Raw genomic sequence first — 16,994 nt, 5'->3', positions numbered from 1 at the left:
ACTACTCGCGCAGTGAGTGGAGAATCTGCCGTTTGATCGCGACAAATTCAGACGAAAGCTTCATGTCTAAGTCGCGATGTTCAGGTAGTCCAACTGGAATTTCTAGTTTCATCCGTCCAGGACGAGCACTCATCACATACACGCGCTGCGACAGAAAAATTGCTTCTTCGACATCATGGGTAATCATTAAAACTGTGACGTGAGTTTGCTCCCAGAGTTCGAGCAAAAATTGCTGCATCTGTTCTTTGGTCTGAGCATCGAGTGCGCCAAAGGGTTCGTCCATGAGCAAAACAGCAGGTTCATTGGCTAAAGCACGAGCGATCGCGACTCGCTGCTTCATCCCACCAGAAAGCTGTTTTGGGTAAGATTTCGCGAACTGCGTTAAGCCAACAACATCGAGATAGTAATTGATGCGATCGCGCTGTTCTGCTTTGGGCATCTTGCGCAGATTCAGACCAAAGGCAATATTTTGAGAGACAGTCAGCCAGGGATAAAGGGTGTAATTCTGAAAGACCATTCCGCGATCGGAACCCGGCCCAGTGACTTTATGCCCATCGACTAAGACACTTCCAGAGGAGGGAGGCGTGAGTCCTGCCACAATGTTGAGTAAGGTCGATTTGCCGCATCCTGATGCACCGACTAAGCAAACAAATTCTCTTGGAAAAAGCTGAAGATTGATGTCTTCTAGCACAGTCATTGAGCCAGTTTGCAAGTTAAATGACTTAGACAGGCTACGGACTTCAAGCTTGGCAGTTGAGAGTTCAGATGCGATCTCAAGTTCAGATCGCTGCTGTAGTGCTTGAGATCGGGTGTTGAGCATAGTGTTGGCGTGCAGAAGGAGACAAAGTATTAGTTAAGTCGATCTCAGAACTTAAAAATGTTAATTCAGATACATAAGATACGAGAACTTAGAAAATTTGGAATTTCGTCGCAAATGCAAGAGATGTAGTTGTCAATACAAAAACGCAGTCAACTCTCTCTCTAGACTGAACCCATGTCATTGATCGATGACGTTTTAATCTGCACTCAAAGGATGAATCCCGTGACTGATGCAAGTCTTAGTTCGCCTCAATCTGTCGATCGACAATATAAGTATCTAAAGCATTCCGTGTTTTGGAGCATTCGTCAGGGATTTCCGCGCCGATTGGCGGCACTGATTGTGATGCTCTCGCTAGCAGTTCCACTCTTGCTCTGGTCGCTGATTAGCTATGCTCAAGTCGTTCCGCCAATGTTTCTGCCCACACCGACTGCGGTCGTGCAGTCTGGGATTGAAATGTTCATGAACAATGATCTGATTTCAGATGTGCTGATCAGTTGTGGGCGAGTGTTAGCCGGATTTGTTGTTGCAGCAGTGATCGGTGTGCCGATGGGCATTGCGATGGGGACGTTCTACAGCATGGAGAGCTTGTTTGCGCCTTTTGTCGGAACAGTGCGCTACATGCCTGTGACTGCATTTGTGCCGCTGATTGTGATTTGGCTCGGCTTGGGTGAGGAGTCTAAGATTCTAATCATTACGTTGGGCGTCGTGCTTTATAACGCGATTATGATTGCGGATGCGGTGAAGTTCATTCCGAGCGAGATGATCAATGTTGCTTATACGTTAGGTGCAACGCGGCGAGATGTCTTGTTTCGGGTGATTGTTCCAGCGACGTTTCCGAGTGTGTTAGATACGCTGCGGGTGAACATTTCAGGAGCTTGGAACTATCTCGTCATTGCTGAATTAGTCGCGGCGCAAACTGGGCTAGGCTTCAGAATTATTCAGGCTCAGCGCTATTTGCAGACTGAGAAAGTGTTGTTCTGCATTTTGCTCATTGGTGTGATTGGACTCGCGATAGATTATGGTCTGAAGTGGATGTCGGCAGTGTTAACGCCTTGGGCAGATCAGACGCGGCATTAGACATCAGTTGGGAAGATGAGGAATAGGAGAATGGGGGGAATTGCTCTCCATTCCCCTATTCAAATAGAAGTGCTACTAGGCTCAACTTCTCAGATTTCGCCTAGTTTTTCGTGAAAGATGGGGAGCTAGAAGAACTTCATATAGCGCTGGACTTCCCAATCTGAAACGTGATTGTGATACTCAAACCATTCTTGAGTTTTGAAGTCAACATAGGTTTGATACATTAGCGAACCCATTACTGATTCGCTCAACGGATCAGCAGCAAAAGCTTCGATCGCTTCTCCTAAAGTTCGAGGAAGCATCTTAATTCCCATTTCTGCTAGCTCTGCTGTCGTATAGGTATACATATTCTCAGTATGCGGTTCGCCTGGGTCGAGTCCTTCTCGAATCCCTTCTAACCCTGCCGCTAAAATCATCGCTGCACCCAAGTAGGGATTGCACGAAATATCAGCCGCGCGACATTCAACTCGTCCACCTGCTAGCGGAATGCGCAACATATTCGTGCGATTGTTGTTGCCATAGCAAATATACACCGGTGCCCAAGTAAAGCCAGACATGCTTCCGCGCGCGATCAATCGCTTGTAGCTATTCACAGTCGGAGCAATCACCGCACAAATCGCAGGCGCATGACGAAGCACACCCGCAATAAACTGATAGCCCAACTTCGACAAACCACAGCGGCGCGAATCTGCTCGATCGACAAACAAATTCTCCCCGGTTTTCAGATCTGCAAGCGACATATTGTAGTGCGCGCCGCTTCCCGTGCGATTTGCAAACGGCTTGGGCATAAACGTGGCAAAGTAACCATGCTTCCGCGCAATCTCCTTCACCATCAAGCGGAAAAAGATCAAGCGATCGGACATCGTCAGCGCATCCGTATACGTGAAATCCGTTTCAAATTGACCATTGCCATCTTCGTGATCAAACGAATACACATCCCACCCGAGATGATTCATCGCTTGTACAATCTCGTCTACCCAGGCATAGTTATCGAGCAATCCTTGCAGGTCATAGCAAGGCTTTGCTAGCGTATCGCGATCGCTGATTGGAACCGCTTGCCCATCCTGATCTTTGAGAATAAAAAACTCAGTTTCAATCCCTAAATTAAACTGAAACCCCATTTCTGCTGCTTGCTGCAACACCGATTTGAGAATGCTGCGACAACAAGCCTCAAACGGTTTACCCTGCAAATATAAATCACTAGCAAGCCAAACCATCTCTGAATTCCAAGGCAAAATTGTTGCACTGGCAAGATCAGGCATTGTTGCGACTTCTTCATCACTGACCTCTTGAGGAACGCCATCCAAAGCAGCTCCCGTAAATAGCTCTGACCCCTGCATCATCTGGTCAAAATGCGACAGGGGAACCATTTTCGCTTTGCACATGCCATGAATATCGACAAAGCTCGCGATCGCATATTTCACACCTTGGTCTTTGAGCATCGTTTTGAACTGCTGCAAATCCGGATTAAGCTGATGGGTCATAGATTGAGATAGTTATTAAGACTGGACTTTACCGTATCAGACGCAGATTTAATTGCTGATTGGCACTTGTTCAGGTTAAGCAAAATTCTATCTAAAGATAGTGTCTAGCGATACGCGATTGTTTTATCTTTTCTGCTAGTCAACCCTACGCTTACTAAGCCGTTCATCAGAGGGAAAATTGGGAGAATAGAGCGTGGCTCAGGATGAGAAAGCAACAGGCACTGAAGACATCCTGATAGGAAATCAGATTGATGCCTTTTGTATCGTACTGAATGATGCATTACGTCCACTGACAGATGCGGAAGCAATTCAGTCAACAGCAGCGCATGTGCTAGGCGAGTCGTTAGGGGCAAGCCGTGTTGCTTATGCTGAAATTTTACTGAATCCTCAACAAGTGAGCATCTACCGGAGCTACACAAACGGCGTAGCAGAACTGAGCGGAGTATTTAGTACAGAAGAATATGGTCGAGACTTGATCAAAGACTACAGAATGGGGCAACAAGTGATTGTCTCAGATATTCAGCACAGTAAGCGCCTGACAGAGCGTGAGAAAGCAAAGTTCAAAGCGATCGACATTGCCGCCTATTGTGATACGCCTTTGATCAAGAACGGTCAATTAGTCGCCTTGCTCATTGTGCATCAATCGACTCCGCGACAATGGACAAAGCTGGAAGCAAGACAGATCGAAGAAACCGCAGAGCGAACTTGGGCAGCCGTTGAACGGGCACGCGCAGAAGCAGCCCTCCGACAATCTGAGACAAAATATCGCACCTTGTTTGAGTCGATGAATCAAGGATTCTGCCTTTGTGAAATGATGTTTGACGAACAAGGAAATCCGCAAGACTATCGATTCCTAGAAGCCAATTCTATTTTTGAATCGATGACAGGGCTGAAAGGTGCAATCGGAAAAACAGCACGAGAATTAGTCCCTAATTTAGAAGAGTTTTGGTTCGAAACCTATAGTAGAGTTGTACAGACGAGGAAACCTGAACGCTTTGAGAGTGGCTCTCAGGCTATGAATCGATGGTTTGAAGTCAGTGCTTTCCCAATCGATACCTATCCACAGTTTGCCATTTTATTCACCGATATTAGCGATCGTAAACAAGCCGCGATCGCACTGCAAGACAGTGAAGAACAGAGTCGTAACATTCTAGAAAGTATTACCGATGGGTTCTTTGCACTGAATGCCCAATGGCAGTTTACTTACATGAACAAATCGGCTGAAGCAATGCTTGAGCGATCGAGCAACGCTTCGGTCAGCAAGAACCTGTGGACAGAATATCCAGGCTTGATCGGAACTGAGTTTGAGCGAATTTATCGCGGTGCAATGCACGATCAAGTTGTCGGCGCAACAACCGCATTTTATCCCGACCACAATCGATGGTACGAAGTTCGTGCCTATCCAGCCAGGCCAGGCATTACCGTTTACTTTAGAAACGTAACCGAGCAGATCCAAGCTCAAGCAGCACTCCAACACTCTGAGAAACGATATCAAACCTTGTTTGAATCGATCGATGAAGGCTTCTGTGTAATTGAACTCGTGTTTGAGAAGGACATAGCAATTGATTATCGCCTTGTTGAAGTCAATCCAGCTTTTGAACAGCAAACGGGACTGACACAAGCCGTTGGCAAAACAATTCGTGAGCTAATTCCTGAGATTGAAACATTCTGGTTTGATATCTATGCGCAAGTGCTGCGGACAGGCGAACCGACGCGATTTCAGGATCACTCGGCTGCGATGAATCGTTGGTTTGATATCTATGCATTCCGGCTTGAACCTGCTGAAAGCAACAAAGTTGCAGTGCTATTTCAGGATGTGACCGAGCGCAGGCGAATCGAAACAGAGCGCGAAGCTGCACGAGAAGCAGCCGATCAAGCAAATCAGATCAAAGATGAATTTCTCGCGGTTCTCTCTCACGAACTGAGAACGCCACTGAATCCGATTTTAGGCTGGATCAAATTGCTACAATCGGGCAAACTCGATGCCAATCAACAGCGAGGAGCTTTAGCCACGATCGAGCGCAATGCCAAGCTGCAATCTCGACTGATCGAAGATTTACTCGATATCTCCCGAATTATTCAAGGCAAGCTGCTGTTAAATCCTACGATTGTTGATTTGACTCAGATCATTTCTGCCGCCGTTGAGACAGTACGTCTCGCCGCTGCCGCAAAAAACATTCAGTTAACGCTCACTTTTAATCCGACGGCTCCCGTATCGGCTGATCCAGTTCGATTACAGCAAGCTATCTGCAATTTGCTCACCAATGCCGTCAAGTTCACGCCAGACGGCGGAACTGTGACAGTCACATTAAGGTCTAGCGATCACCGGGCTGAAATTCAGGTCATCGACACAGGTAAAGGCATTCAGCCTAATTTTTTGCCTCGGATCTTTGACTCCTTTCAGCAAGAAGATGGCTCAACGACTCGCAAATTTGGCGGATTAGGACTGGGACTCGCGATCGTACAGCGCATCATCGAAATGCATGGCGGAACCGTCCAGGCAGAAAGTCAGGGAGTCAATCACGGCGCGACATTTATTGTAAAACTGCCGATGAATTTGCAAGCGCAATTGAGCAAGAGCGCACTTGAGCCGCATTGCCCGGATGCAGCGCAAGAAGGAGAGTTAAACCATGTAACAGTTTTACTCATCGACGATGATCTCGATACTCGCGAATATCAAGCTTTCTTACTTGAACAAAATGGTGCAACAGTCATTGCCGTGCCATCTGGACTCGCCGCCTTACAGGTACTCGATCAGACCTTGCCCAATGTCATCGTCAGTGACTTAGGGATGCCTGAGATGGATGGCTACCTGTTAATTCGACAGATTCGTGCTAGAACATCGAAATGGGGAGGAGAAATTCCCGCGATCGCAGTTTCTGCCTATGCAGGAGAGTTTAACCAGCAGCAAGCGCTTGAAGCCGGATTTCAGCAGCATCTTGCCAAACCCATCGAGCCAGAAGAATTGATTCGTGCGATCGCCACATTATCAAGGAGCCAAGCATGAAACCTGAACCGAGCACAGCAAGCTTTCTCCAAGGCGGTGGCGAAATGGGCAGACGCATTCGAGAACTCGATTGGTCAAAGACTCCGCTCGGTGAGCCAGAACAATGGCAGCAAAGCTTAAAAACAGCGGTGCGAATTATGCTGACCTCGCGTCAACCGATGTGGATTGCCTGGGGAACCAACTTAACCTACCTCTATAACGACGCGTATCGAGCGATTCTCGGCGGCAAACATCCAGAAATGTTAGGACAGCCGACCTCGGTTGTGTGGCGTGAAATTTGGGATGAGGTCGAGCCGCGAACGGCTTCAGTCATGCTGAGAAACGAAGCGACCTATGATGAATCGCTGCTGCTGATCATGGAGCGCAACGGGTATCCCGAAGAAACTTACTACACGTTTTCATATAGTCCTATCCCGGATGATCAAGGCGGAACAGGCGGGATTATTTGCGCCAATACTGACAATACGCAGCAAGTGATTGGAGAGCGACAGTTAGCATTGTTACGTGTCCTTGCGGCTAAAACTGCGGATGCTCGGACGTTCGATGAGGCTTGTACTTTCAGTGCCCAGTGTTTAGCTGCAAATCCTTATGATCTGCCGTTTGCTTTGATTTATCTGATTGATGTTGAACAGCAGCAAGTGATCTTATCCGGCACAGCGGGAATCGAGCGTGATCATCCGCTGGCGCTTGAAGCGGTCGGATTCGACCAAGATTCGATTTGGCAGTTGAGTGAGGTTGTGCGATCGCAAACATCCGCAATCATTACAAACCTCACCGCTGAGCTTCCCAAAGGCGCATGGCAGCATCCCCCTCATCAAGCCATTGTTATGCCGATCGTCGCCTCAGGAGACACAGGACAAGCTGGTATTTTAGTCGCAGGTCTCAATCCGTTCCGATTGCTAGATGATAACTATCAAGGCTTTCTTGATCTAGTTGCAGGTCAGATCGCAGCAAGCATTGCCAATGCTCAGGCGTATGAAGAAGAACGTAAACGCGCCGAAACCCTTGCAGAACTCGATCGAGCAAAAACCGTCTTCTTTAACAATATCAGCCACGAATTTCGCACGCCTCTGACGCTGATGTTAAGCCCCACTGAAGAGGCACTCAGCGATCCGATTCATCCCCTTCCTCCGACCCAGCGAGAACGCATCGAGATCGTTCAACGCAACGGAATGCGCTTGCTAAAGCTAGTGAACACTCTGCTAGACTTTTCTCGAATTGAAGCCGGACGAGTGCAAGCCGTTTATGAACCAACTGATCTGGCAAGCTACACAACAGATTTAGCGAGTGTCTTTCGATCTGCGATCGAGCGTGCCAATCTCCAGTTCGTGGTCGATTGTCCTGCACTTCCAGAAGCGGTGTATGTCGATCATGAGATGTGGGAAAAGATTGTTCTGAATCTTCTCTCGAATGCCTTCAAATTTACCTTTGAAGGCAAGATTACTGTGCAGTTGTGCTGGCGGATAGACCAGGTTCAACTGATCGTTCGAGACACCGGAGTTGGCATTCCCGCAGCAGAAATTCCGCATCTGTTTGAGCGGTTCCATCGGGTGAAAGCGTCACAAGGACGAAGCTTTGAAGGATCAGGAATTGGACTTTCTTTAGTTCAAGAATTAGTCAAACTGCACCAAGGCACGATCGAGGTCATCAGCCAGGAAGGAGAAGGAACTTGTTTTACGATCGCCATTCCAACCGGAACCGCTCATCTTCCGGTTGAACAAATTAGCGAAACTCGTACGACCAGCGCAACGGGTGCAAGCTCTTATGTCGAAGAAGCGCTACGATGGCTACCAGACTCAAGTTCCGTTGCTACCCCACTGGACTTGAATCCGGTGATGCAGTCTTCGAGTCCTCAGGCTTACGTTCTACTTGCCGATGATAATGCGGATATGCGGGATTATGTCAAACGTCTTCTCGCTCAGCAGTATGAAGTCAAAGCAGTTTCGGATGGTTTAGCCGTGTTGGATGCGGTTTGCGATCGCGCTCCAGATCTCGTTCTCACGGATGTAATGATGCCGCGACTCGATGGATTTGGAGTCTTAAATGCACTGCGAGACAACCCGCAAACGCGAGAGATTCCGATCATTCTCCTCTCTGCCCGGGCTGGAGAAGAAGCCAGAGTCGAAGGCTTAGCAGCGGGTGCCGATGACTATCTGACCAAGCCTTTTTCTGCACGTGAGCTATTAGCCAGAGTCGAAGCGACCCTCAAACTCTCGAAACTTCGACAAGAAGCCATCCAACGAGAACAAACCTTACGAGCCGCGAGCGAAACTGCACAACAACAGGCCGAAACTGCCCTAAAACGCATCGATCAACTTCTAGAAAGTATGAGTGATGCCTTTCTAGCGTTAGATCATCACTGGAAAATTATTTATCAAAATGCCACTGCCGAACGCATTAACAACAAACCTCGTTCTGAAGTCATCGGTAAAACAGTTTGGGAGGAATGGCCTGCTGTGCTCGGAACTGAAGTTGAGATGCAATACCGTCGAGCGATCGCGGAACAGACAGCCGTTCACTTTGAGCATCACTATTATGTGCCACCGAATTACGATGTTTGGTTAGAACTAAACGCTTATCCATTTGAGGAAGGGTTAGGAATTTTTTATCGCGATATTAGCGAGCGCAAGCAGCTCGAAGCCGAGCAAGCTCATATTCTTCAGCTTGAGCAAGTTGCCCGTGAGAAAGCTGAACAAGCGAATCGGATTAAAGATGAATTTCTCGCGGTGCTTTCTCATGAATTACGATCTCCCCTGAATCCCATCTTAGGCTGGTCGAAGCTCTTGCAAACGGGCAAATTAGATGCAGAGAAAACGGCTTATGCGTTAGCCACAATCGAGCGCAATGCCAAACTCCAGTCAGATCTCATTGCTGACTTACTCGATGTTTCGCGAATTTTGCAAGGCAAAATCAACCTCAATGTCAACACGGTGAATTTAGCAACGGTGATTCGAGCCGCGATCGAGACGGTTCGGTTAGCGGCTGAAGCGAAATCGATTGAGATTGAAACCGTTTTTGAGTCTGAGGTCAACGATGTTGCAGGAGATGCGACTCGTTTACAGCAGATTGTCTGGAATTTGCTCTCAAATGCCGTGAAATTTACGCCTACTGGAGGGCAGGTGCAGATTCATTTGACCGCAATTGACCATCAAATTCAAATGACTGTACACGACACAGGAAAGGGTATTGCTCCTGAGTTTTTACCGCATGTATTTGACTATTTCCGTCAAGAAGATGGCGCAACCACTCGTCAGTTTGGCGGGTTAGGATTGGGACTCGCGATCGTTCGATATCTAACTGAACTGCATGGTGGAACTGTTGCAGTAGAAAGCCCAGGTGAAGGGCAAGGAACAACATTTATGGTGCGATTACCTCGCTTGTCAACAGCAGCCGAGCTTCAATCTGAAGCACAATCGGCTGATTCATCCGCTAGCTTGAAGGATCTCAAAATTTTAGTCGTCGATGATGATTCCGATGCGCTTGGGCTTGTGGAATTTTTGCTCGAAGAAGCTGGAGCGATCGTAGTGTCTGTCCCTTCAGCGTGCGAAGCATTACAGGCATTGGCACAATCGCGTTTCGATATTCTCGTCAGTGATATCGGAATGCCGGAAATGGATGGTTACATGCTGATGCAGCAAGTCCGAGCGTTACCGCCAGACCAAGGCGGAGAAATTCGTGCGATCGCGCTCACTGCCTATGCAGGAGAGTTGAATCAAAAACAAGCGATCGCCGCTGGATTTCAAAAGCATCTCGCGAAACCGTTGGAATCTGAAGAATTGATTGATGCGATCGCGGCATTGACGAAAAAATAGAGACCTTCGGAGGTGGGGAGTGGGGAGTGGGGAGCACCCAGATTGAGATTGCTCCCTATCTCCCTATCCAAAATTTATTGCGGTGAAACTCGCCCCTCAATCGTTTTCTCCGTGACTCTAAATCTGCAACATTTTCGGATATTCCAGTAGCATCTCATCATAAGTGAGACTATCTCCGTCTGCCTGTGGAGTCCATTGCAGTTCAAACTTCATTAAATACTCTGCATTCAAACTCGCTAACTGATTCAGCACCTCAGTCAACGCTTCCATCGATCGAATCTCCATAAACAGCGGCTTATCATCTGCCGTCCCGACAAGCAATGTCACCACAATATAAGAGGCAGGCTCCTTATCCGGATCAACCTCAAACTCTTTCAGCACCAACTGACCTCCTGCATTCGAGATCGTCTCTGTGGTGTACTTTGTCCGTTCGGCGATCGACAACCGATTAAACGCTTTCTCCGCCTCGTCTCGGGTCTTCACCGTCTCAGAACTCGCCTGCACATGACTCCAATTTTCCGGCATTCTTAGCAACGCCAAAACTGCCTCTTGCAGTTGCGCGTGCAGCCCTTCGATCGAATCCGTTTCACCCTGCTCCACAATCTCCGTCAATTCCTTCTGAATTGCTCGACCTTCCGCCAGCAATCCCATCTGAATCATGGAAACCGTCACAATATCATTGTCAAGCTCATTGCCCTTGCTCTTTTTCGCACTCTTCAGCAAGTACCACACGAAAAATCCAGCACCACCGACGAGAATTAACGCCACAATCCATAACACGATGCTCGCGCCACTGGAATACCCGCTGCTATAGCCGCCCCCATAATAGCCGCCCCCATAATAGCCACCCCCCTGATATCCTCCAGAATTTGAGCGTCCAGAACTTGAACTTCCAGAGCTTGAGCCACCCGGAGTCGAACTGCCAGAAGAGCGAGAAGACCCACTACTGCGATTAAACGATCCGCCACTGCTGCGACCACCACTGCGTTTTGCATATGCCGCAGAATCAAGCAGCAATTCTGAAGATCGAAACGGCATCGGCACTTGTATCGAGTTCAAAACAGCAGAACTCGCGATCGTGGCACAGAGTAAGCGGAATTTTTTCGTCAACATGGTTCGTGATTTACTTCATCAGGTTTAAATTGCCCCGTCTGCTCCAGCCACTCTTGATATAAATCCGGGCGACGAGTTCGAGTGCGTTCGATCTGTTGCTGCGTCCGCCAGCGATCGATTTCAGCATGGTTGCCCGATCGCAAAACAGTCGGAACTTCCCATTCTCGAAACACGGGCGGACGGGTGTATTGCGGATAATCGAGCAATCCTGTTTCAAAACTTTCCAATTTCAGCGACTCTTCCTTGCCAATCGCACCCGGTAACAGCCGAATCGTGCCGTTTAAAAGCGCTAAAGCCGGAATCTCTCCACACGTCAACACAAAATCTCCTAACGAGACCTCGCGCGTCACCAAATTCAGCACCCGCTCGTCTATCCCTTCATAATGTCCGCAAATGATGACAATCTGATCAAAATTCGCCGAAAATTCCTTGAGCAAATCTTGTCGCATCGGCTCACCTTGCGGTGTCACAAATACTACCTCGCGACGGGGCAGTACGGGTAAAGATTCGACCGCTGCGAAAATTGGCTCTGGCTTCATCAACATGCCGACCCCGCCCCCGTAAGGCTCATCATCGACTCGGCGATGTTTATCGATCGCAAAATCTCGCGGATTAGTCAGATGCACCTCCGCGATTTGTTTCGCCAAAGCTTTCCCCAGTAATCCAGATTGCAGCGGCGACGCAAAAAAATCTGGAAACAACGTGACAATATCGAAGCGCATGTTGATAAATAAGAACGAAGAACTGTTAACAAAAAATTAATAGTTTGGCATGATGGAGAGTCATAAGAAATCAAAAATTAAATTTATAGCGTTAGACGACACAACTCCCGCGCCAGCGCGATGCGAATTTCGATTTCCCTGTTCACCCTTCACATATCATCCCTCATCCCTTCATGCTAGAGTCAGTCTTGCAATCGTTTGAACCGCAGATGCCTCAGTCTCTCAATACCGCCATTATGGTAATTGGCGGCGCAGAAGATAAAATTCATGGACGCGAAATCCTGCAAAACTTTTTCTTTCGGGCAGGAGGAAGTGATGCCCGCATCGCGATTATTCCCTCCGCTTCCCGTGAACCCCTAGTGATTGGCGATCGCTACTACACTATCTTCTCCGATATGGGCGCTCAGGAAATCAAGGTACTGAACATTCTTGATCGGGCGCAATGTGACGCACCCGAGATGCAAGAGTATGTCAGCGAATGTAGCGCTGTTTTCCTGACCGGAGGCGATCAATTACGCCTGTGTGGATTGTTATCGGATACGCCTGTGATGGATATTGTGCGATCGCGCGCCCAATCCGGCGAAATTACCCTCGCAGGAACCAGCGCTGGTGCCGCCGTTATGGGACATCACATGATTGCTGGCGGCGGCAGTGGCGAATCTCCCAATCATTCTTTAGTCGATATGACCCTCGGACTTGGCATCATTCCAGAAGTCTTAGTCGATCAACATTTTCATAATCGCAATCGCATGGCGAGATTAATGAGCGCGATCGTTGCCCATCCCGACCGATTAGGAATTGGAATTGATGAAGACACCTGTGCATTATTTGAAGGAGACGGCATTTTACAAGTCCTAGGCAAAGGAGCTGTCACCATCCTCGACCCCAGCGAAATGAACTACACCAATCAAGCCGAAATCAACAAAACCGACCCGATTTGTATGGGAAATTTGCGCTTGCATGTTCTCAGTGCGGGTTGTCGATTTGACCTACGGCGGCGCACCATGCTCTTGCGGGAATCGCGGAGAAAGCCATTCTGGGATCGTCCCTGAGATTGAAGAAATCAGATTTTCTTAACTTGTAGATTCGAGGAGATCTGGTAGCGTTTCGATGAGATCAGGTTGCACGATGTTACAGAATTGCTTGAATTCCCGACTTTTGGCGGCAACAGTTCTTTACACAAACTGTTTATCATGAACACTTCCTCGCTCAGATTGCATCTGAAACTAGATAACTGCTTTTGCAGGTAATCTGGTTCAGATCTCGATTGCCAACTAACTAAACGCCAGCCTGTATCCCTGAATAGACCCCTATGAAGATACTCAAAGTTCAGACGTTACGTGGACCCAACTATTGGAGTATTCGCCGCCATAAAGTTGTTTTAATGCGTCTAGATCTCGAAGATCTGGCAGAAACACCTTCTAACTTAATTCCTGGGTTCTACGAAGGTCTGGTCGAGTTGCTTCCTTCACTTGTCGAACATTTCTGTTCTCCGGGCTGCCGAGGTGGCTTTTTAGCTCGCGTTCGGGAAGGCACAATGATGGGACATATCATTGAGCATGTGGCGCTAGAGCTTCAAGAATTAACCGGAATGCTGGTTGGATTTGGAAGAACTCGCGAAACCGCCGAACCGGGCGTGTACCAAGTTGCGATCGAATATATTCACGAACGCGCCGGACGCTATGCAGCGAGGGCTGCCGTCCGAATTTGCCAAACCCTGGTTGAAACCGGACGATATCCAAAAGAAGAACTTGAAAAAGATCTCAACGACCTGCGCGAAATTGCCGCAGAGTGCAGTTTAGGACCGAGTACCGAAACAATCGTCAAAGAAGCCGAAGCCCGCAATATTCCTTGGACAGAACTCGGCGCGCGCGCCATGATTCAACTGGGCTTTGGTGTCCATCAGAAGCGCATTCAAGCGACGTTGAGCAATCGCACTGGCATTCTTGGGGTTGAGCTTGCCTCGGATAAAGAAGGAACGAAACAAATGCTGCGAGCGTCTGGAGTTCCAGTTCCGCGTGGCACCGTTATTAGCTATTTAGACGAATTAGAAGATGCGATCGCGGATGTCGGTGGATATCCGATCGTGATTAAGCCGCTGAATGGCAATCATGGTCGAGGCATTACGATTAACATTACAACCTGGGAACAAGCCGAAGCTGCTTACGATGCAGCCAAAGATGTTTCTAAGTCGGTCATCATTGAACGGTTCTATCAGGGTCGCGATCACCGAGTTTTAGTCGTCAATGGGAAAGTTGTTGCTGTAGCTGAAAGAGTTCCTGCACATGTAGTAGGAGATGGTCGCTCGACGATTCAACAATTAATTGATGAAACGAATCGAGATCCGCGACGTGGTACAGGTCACGATAATGTCCTGACAAAGATCGAAGTCGATCGCACGTCTTGGGAATTGTTAGAACAAAAAGGCTACAACTTGGAAACGGTACTACCAGCAGGCGAGATGTGCTATCTGAGAGCAACTGCGAACCTCAGTACTGGCGGCATTGCTATCGATCGTACCGATGATATTCATCCTGAAAATCTCTGGTTAGCTGAGCGCGTCGTAAAAATTATCGGCTTAGATATTGCGGGAATTGATATCGTCACTGAGGATATCTCAAAGCCGTTGCGCGAAGTCGATGGTGTGATTGTCGAAGTCAATGCGGCTCCTGGGTTTCGGATGCACGTTTGTCCGAGTGAAGGGATTCCGCGCAATGTTGCTGAACCCGTGATCGATATGCTGTTTCCGAATCATTCCAATGGTCGCATCCCAATCATTGCGATTACTGGAACAAACGGAAAAACAACCACAACGCGCTTAATTGCTCATCTGTTTAAACAGACGAAGCAAGTCGTAGGTTACACCACAACTGATGGTACTTATATTGGGGACTACCTCGTTGAACCTGGCGATAATACCGGGCCTCAAAGCGCACAGTTAATCCTGCAAGATCCCACCGTGGAAGTCGCCGTGCTTGAAAGTGCTAGAGGTGGAATTCTGCGATCGGGTTTAGCCTTCAATGCTTGTGATGTCGGTGTGGTTTTGAATGTCGCCGCCGATCACCTGGGACTTGGGGATATTAATACGATCGACGAAATGGCGCGAGTCAAAAGCGTCGTCGCGGAAGCTGCACTGCCCAAAGGCTATGTCGTCTTGAATGCAGATGATCCGTTAGTCTCAGCAATGGCGAGTCGCGTTTCGGCTCAAATTGCTTACTTCTCGATGAATGCAGAGAATGAATTAATTCGATCGCATACCCAACGAGGTGGACTCGCAGCCGTATATGAAAATGGCTATCTCTCGATCTTGAAAGGCGATTGGACGCTGAGAATTGAACAAGCGATCAATGTTCCTTTGACTCTCGGTGGACGCGCGCCATTCATGATTGCGAATGCTTTGGCTGCAAGTTTGGCAGCATTTGCTCAGGGCGTGCGGATTGAAGAAATTCGAGCGGCTTTAATGACCTTCCAAGCTTCAACGAAGCAAACTCCGGGGCGGATGAATCTGTTCAACCTGGGTCATTTCCATGTGCTGATCGACTATGCCCACAATCCGCATAGCTATAAGGCATTAGGTGGCTTTGTTCAGAATTGGACGGATGGCGATCGCATTGGAGTAATCGGCGCACCGGGAGATCGACGCGATGAAGATTTTGTCGAGTTAGGCACACTCTCCGCAGACTTATTCGATCGCATGATCATTAAAGAAGATGACGACAATCGCGGACGCGAGCGTGGCAATACCGCTGAATTCATTGTGCAAGGCGTAAAAGCAACGAAACCGGATGCTCGATATGAAGTCATTCTCGATGAAACTCAAGCGATCGAGGCGGCGCTAGAAAGTGCAACTCCTGGCAGTTTAGTGGTGATCTTGCCGGAAAGTGTCACGAGAGCGATCAAGCTCATTGAGGCTCGAAATGCAGTTCAGGTCATGACCCCGGTTGTAACTCTAAATGGCAATTCAGATCCTGTGAAGCCCCAGATGGTCGCGAGAGAAGCAATCCCAACTTCCTAGTAATTTCTAGCGAATGATTGGACGCTGCCTTGTACTTTAGCCAACCAATTAAAAAAATCCCTCGCACATCAAACGCGAGGGATTTTGCACTTGAGTCTGTCAAAATCAGTTGAACTGCGATCGCTTACAAAAACCGCTTACGTACACGCTTTGGAACCGTCAAATTTCGAGACGAATGAAAATCTTCTTGAACTTTATGCGTTAGACGACGCGAAACCTGACGAACAACCTGTTTGAGAATCCGCTCTCCCGTACTTTTAATCAACGCATCCGGCAACGCATGAATAAAGCGCGGAAACTGAATCGCAACACTTAAATCAAGCTGCCACTGCACCTGAGTCATTTTCAAGTTGGGATCACTAGGGCTTGAATGCTCCACCAGATTCAATGCCGCTTGAAAATCTACTTCATAGCCCAGATAAGTATCGTCTGGAACTGGAACTGTTTCAATCCGATAAATCCCTTCTTGCTGTGGCAACAGATCCAAGCCAACTCGCGGCTCCACATCGTACCCAAACGCCCCAAAATGACCAATAATCAGCGCATAGCTATTTTGCCCGATCGGTTCAACCTGCATCGGATGCGCGCAGCGTCGAAACCATTCTTGATGCACATCCAGATAGGCTGCTACCGTTCGCGCATCAGCATTCATCTCCATGCAGTCCACAAACTGGCTCGAAAACACCGTTGGCTCATTAATCAGAGCATCCGTGTGAGCAGGAGTCACATTTCCACCCGCAGCATCGGTAGGGCGGGCGAAATTGGGATTCGCGAAGTCTGAGGGATCGGTCGGTTGCGATTGCATTCACTCTCTCTTCCGTTTGCCGTGGTTCTACGTCAAGGTTCCCCAAAGGATACTGATAGGCTCCACTTTCAGTCGGGGCTTCTCCTGAAAATCAGTAAAATCCATGCGGATTTCAGATGAGTACAGCCATCTATTTCTA

At 48.3% G+C, this 16,994-nt stretch carries 10 protein-coding genes; 5 read left to right on the top strand and 5 right to left on the bottom strand.

What is annotated here, in order from left to right:
• Window position 1: 1 nt before the first annotated feature.
• Window positions 2-820: an ABC transporter ATP-binding protein gene (locus tag J0L70_RS26395; RefSeq protein WP_017289750.1), complete on the bottom strand. Its 819-nt coding sequence runs from the start codon at window positions 818-820 to the stop codon at window positions 2-4.
• Between the two features lie 213 nt (window positions 821-1,033).
• Here J0L70_RS26395 and J0L70_RS26390 point away from each other — a divergent pair, with 213 nt between their 5' ends.
• A complete protein-coding gene (locus J0L70_RS26390) occupies window positions 1,034-1,897 on the top strand; it encodes an ABC transporter permease (RefSeq protein WP_287456466.1) in 864 nt (287 codons plus the stop codon).
• 125 nt (window positions 1,898-2,022) lie between these two features.
• On the opposite strand, the gene glnT is transcribed toward J0L70_RS26390, so the two are convergent.
• A complete protein-coding gene (gene glnT, locus J0L70_RS26385) occupies window positions 2,023-3,381 on the bottom strand; it encodes a type III glutamate--ammonia ligase (RefSeq protein WP_287456451.1) in 1,359 nt (452 codons plus the stop codon).
• A 193-nt stretch (window positions 3,382-3,574) separates the two neighbouring features.
• Between glnT and J0L70_RS26380 the strand changes: the two genes are divergently transcribed.
• Together J0L70_RS26380 and J0L70_RS26375 are read left to right on the top strand one after the other, a co-directional pair.
• Entirely contained in the window at window positions 3,575-6,388 is a 2,814-nt protein-coding gene (locus J0L70_RS26380) for an ATP-binding protein (protein ID WP_287456450.1), read from the top strand.
• Entirely contained in the window at window positions 6,385-10,200 is a 3,816-nt protein-coding gene (locus J0L70_RS26375) for an ATP-binding protein (RefSeq protein ID WP_287456449.1), read from the top strand. Before J0L70_RS26380 ends, J0L70_RS26375 begins: the two co-directional genes overlap by 4 nt.
• Before the next feature lie 117 nt (window positions 10,201-10,317).
• Here J0L70_RS26375 and J0L70_RS26370 read toward each other — a convergent pair whose 3' ends face one another.
• Both J0L70_RS26370 and trmD read right to left on the bottom strand, forming a co-directional pair.
• Entirely contained in the window at window positions 10,318-11,313 is a 996-nt protein-coding gene (locus tag J0L70_RS26370) for a DUF1517 domain-containing protein (RefSeq protein WP_287456448.1), read from the bottom strand.
• Window positions 11,307-12,035, bottom strand: a complete 729-nt coding sequence (gene trmD / locus J0L70_RS26365) for a tRNA (guanosine(37)-N1)-methyltransferase TrmD (RefSeq protein ID WP_017289744.1) — start codon at window positions 12,033-12,035, stop codon at window positions 11,307-11,309. Before trmD ends, J0L70_RS26370 begins: the two co-directional genes overlap by 7 nt.
• Window positions 12,036-12,244: 209 nt before the next feature.
• Between trmD and J0L70_RS26360 the strand changes: the two genes are divergently transcribed.
• The gene (locus tag J0L70_RS26360; protein WP_017289743.1) at window positions 12,245-13,087 is read left to right on the top strand and encodes a cyanophycinase; all 843 of its coding nucleotides are present in this window, start codon (window positions 12,245-12,247) and stop codon (window positions 13,085-13,087) included.
• 260 nt (window positions 13,088-13,347) lie between these two features.
• The gene (gene cphA, locus J0L70_RS26355) at window positions 13,348-16,050 is read left to right on the top strand and encodes a cyanophycin synthetase (RefSeq protein ID WP_268181460.1); all 2,703 of its coding nucleotides are present in this window, start codon (window positions 13,348-13,350) and stop codon (window positions 16,048-16,050) included.
• A 124-nt stretch (window positions 16,051-16,174) separates the two neighbouring features.
• On the opposite strand, the gene J0L70_RS26350 is transcribed toward cphA, so the two are convergent.
• Window positions 16,175-16,855, bottom strand: coding sequence for a DUF1997 domain-containing protein (locus tag J0L70_RS26350; protein WP_287456447.1), 681 nt, complete (start codon window positions 16,853-16,855; stop codon window positions 16,175-16,177).
• Window positions 16,856-16,994: the final 139 nt, after the last annotated feature.

Source organism: Leptolyngbya sp. UWPOB_LEPTO1 (assembly GCF_017302695.1).
Lineage (GTDB): Bacteria > Cyanobacteriota > Cyanobacteriia > Leptolyngbyales > Leptolyngbyaceae > Leptolyngbya > Leptolyngbya boryana.
Note: the sequence above shows the minus strand (reverse complement) of the source record. Positions and strands in the feature narration are given on the sequence as shown.

What these genes read in the sequence shown, in the direction of transcription:
- J0L70_RS26395 (WP_017289750.1), bottom strand. Translation starts at nt 820, where the DNA reads ATGCTCAACACCCGATCTCAAGCACTACAGCAGCGATCTGAACTTGAG.
- J0L70_RS26390 (WP_287456466.1), top strand. Translation starts at nt 1,034, where the DNA reads ATGAATCCCGTGACTGATGCAAGTCTTAGTTCGCCTCAATCTGTCGAT.
- glnT (WP_287456451.1), bottom strand. Translation starts at nt 3,381, where the DNA reads ATGACCCATCAGCTTAATCCGGATTTGCAGCAGTTCAAAACGATGCTC.
- J0L70_RS26375 (WP_287456449.1), top strand. Translation starts at nt 6,385, where the DNA reads ATGAAACCTGAACCGAGCACAGCAAGCTTTCTCCAAGGCGGTGGCGAA.
- J0L70_RS26370 (WP_287456448.1), bottom strand. Translation starts at nt 11,313, where the DNA reads ATGTTGACGAAAAAATTCCGCTTACTCTGTGCCACGATCGCGAGTTCT.
- trmD (WP_017289744.1), bottom strand. Translation starts at nt 12,035, where the DNA reads ATGCGCTTCGATATTGTCACGTTGTTTCCAGATTTTTTTGCGTCGCCG.
- J0L70_RS26360 (WP_017289743.1), top strand. Translation starts at nt 12,245, where the DNA reads ATGCCTCAGTCTCTCAATACCGCCATTATGGTAATTGGCGGCGCAGAA.
- cphA (WP_268181460.1), top strand. Translation starts at nt 13,348, where the DNA reads ATGAAGATACTCAAAGTTCAGACGTTACGTGGACCCAACTATTGGAGT.
- J0L70_RS26350 (WP_287456447.1), bottom strand. Translation starts at nt 16,855, where the DNA reads ATGCAATCGCAACCGACCGATCCCTCAGACTTCGCGAATCCCAATTTC.